Source organism: Polaromonas sp. P1_E12, assembly GCF_056405975.1.
Genome location: NZ_JBFUBB010000015.1, coordinates 1 through 2257, shown reverse-complemented (window position 1 = coordinate 2257; position 2257 = coordinate 1). Strand labels below are relative to the sequence as shown.

Sequence of the window (2257 nt, the reverse complement as noted above, 5' to 3'; positions counted from 1 at the left end):
GGTACCGCCCACGGTCACGGTATCGCCACCCAAAGCCGTCACCGCTGCTGTTCCGCTCAGCGTGGCCGTAGTGGTGGTGTCGTAGACCTTGTTGTTTGCGCTCACACCGCTGACAGTCAAGCTGGCCGGCGTGATGTTCGCGGTCAATCCCGTGGGTTGCACCACGGTGTAATTGCCGGCGTCGGCACCGCCCAGCGTGTAGCCGGTGACGGTTACGGCCTTGCCATTGCCTACGTTTTTGTTGGCGAAGCTGGCGCTGCCGGCGCCGCCTACCGTCACCGCGTCACCACCCAAGGCCGTCACCGCAGCTGTTCCGCTGAGCGTGGTTGCAGTTGTGGTGTCGTACACCTTGTTGTTGGCATTCACACCTGTGACCGTGAGGCTGGCGGGGGTGATGTTGGCGGTCAGCCCCGTGGGTTGGACCACGGTGTAATTGCCGGCATCGGCTCCGCCCAGCGTGTAGCCGGTGACAGTCACGGCCTTGCCGCTGCCCACATTCTTGTTGGCAAAAGCGCCACTTCCACCCCCAACCGTCACGACATCACCCCCCAGGGCCGTAACAGCCGCCGTTCCGTTGAGAGTCGCGGTGGTCGTTGCGTCGTAGACCTTGTTGTTGGCGCCTACGCCGGTAACAGCCAGGCTGGCTGGCGTGATGCTCGCGGTCACCGCCGTGGGTTGCACCACGGTGTAGTTGCCGGCGTCCGCACCGCTCAGCGTATAGCCGGTGACAGTCACGGCCTTGCCGTTGCCAACATTCTTGTTGGCGAAGCTGCCGCTGCCCGTGCCGGCCACGGCCACGACGTCACCGCCCAAGGCCGTAACGGCTGCCGTTCCGTTGAGTGTCGCCGTGGTGGTCGTGTCGTAGACCTTGTTGTTCGCGCCTACGCCGGTAACAGCCAGGCCAGCCGGCGTGATGTTCGCGGTCAATCCCGTGGGTTGCACCACGGTGTAGTTGCCGGCGTCAGCACCGCCCAGTGTGTAGCCGGCCACAGTCACCGCCTTGCCATTGCCCACATTCTTGTTGGCAAAGGTGCCGCTGCCACCGCCAACCGTCACCACGTCACCGCTCAGGGCCGCGACGGCCGCCGTGCCATTGAGTGTGGCGGTGGTGGTGGTGTCGTAGACCTTGTTGTTTGCGCCTACACCCGTGACAGCCAGGCTGGCCGGCGTGATGTTGGCTGTGAGGCCGGTGGGTTGAACCACGGTGTAGTTGCCGGCATCAGCGCCGCCCAGTGTGTAGCCGGTCACGGTGACGGTCTTGCCATTGCCAACATTCTTGTTGACGAAATTGCCGCTGCCGGTGCCACCCACCGTCACAGTATCGCCACCCAGGGCCGTAATGGCGGCTGTTCCGCTCAGCGTGGCCGTAGTGGTGGTGTCATAGACCTTGTTGTTTGCACTCACACCCGTCACCGCCAGGCTGGCCGGTGTGATGCTGGCGGTCACCGCCGTGGGCTGCACCACGGTGTAGTTACCAGCGTCTGCTCCGCCCAGTGTGTAGCCGGTCACAGTCACCACCTTGCCATTGCCCACATTCTTGTTGGCGAAGGTGCCGCTGCCGGTACCGCCCACCGTCACGGTATCGCCACCCAAAGCCGTCACCGCTGCTGTCCCGCTCAGCGTCGCTGTGGTCGTTGTGTCGTAGACCTTGTTGTTTGCGCCTACACCCGTGACAGTCAAGCTGGCCGGTGTGATATTGGCGGTCAAGCTCGTGGGTTGCACCACGGTGTAGTTGCCGGCGTCGGCACCGCCCAGCGTGTAGCCGGTCACAGTCACCGCCTTGCCATTGCCCACATTCTTGTTGGCGAAGGCGCCGTTGCCGGTACCGCCCACGGTCACGGTATCGCCACCCAAAGCCGTCACCGCTGCGGTTCCGCTCAGCGTCGCGGTGGTGGTCGTGTCGTAGACCTTGTTGTTTGCACTCACACCCGTCACCGCCAAGCTGGCTGGTGTGATGTTTGCCGTGACACTGGTGGGCTGCACCACGGTGTAATTGCTCGCATCGGCGCCGCCCAGTGTGTAGCCGGTGACGGTGACGGCCTTGCCGTTACCTACGTTCTTGTTGGCGAAATTTCCGCTGCCGGTACCGCCCACGGTCACGGTATCGCCACCCAAAGCCGTCACCGCTGCTGTTCCGCTCAGCGTGGCCGTAGTGGTGGTGTCGTAGACCTTGTTGTTTGCGCTCACACCGCTGACAGTCAAGCTGGCCGGCGTGATGTTCGCGGTCAATCCCGTGGGTTGCACCACGGTGTAATTG

Annotated in this window: 1 protein-coding gene; it reads right to left on the bottom strand. The window is 63.7% G+C overall.

Annotated features, from left to right (window positions below):
- Nucleotides 1-2257 (bottom strand): beta strand repeat-containing protein (locus tag AC1D13_RS23135; protein WP_477690378.1); only part of this gene is annotated, 2257 nt, incomplete at both ends.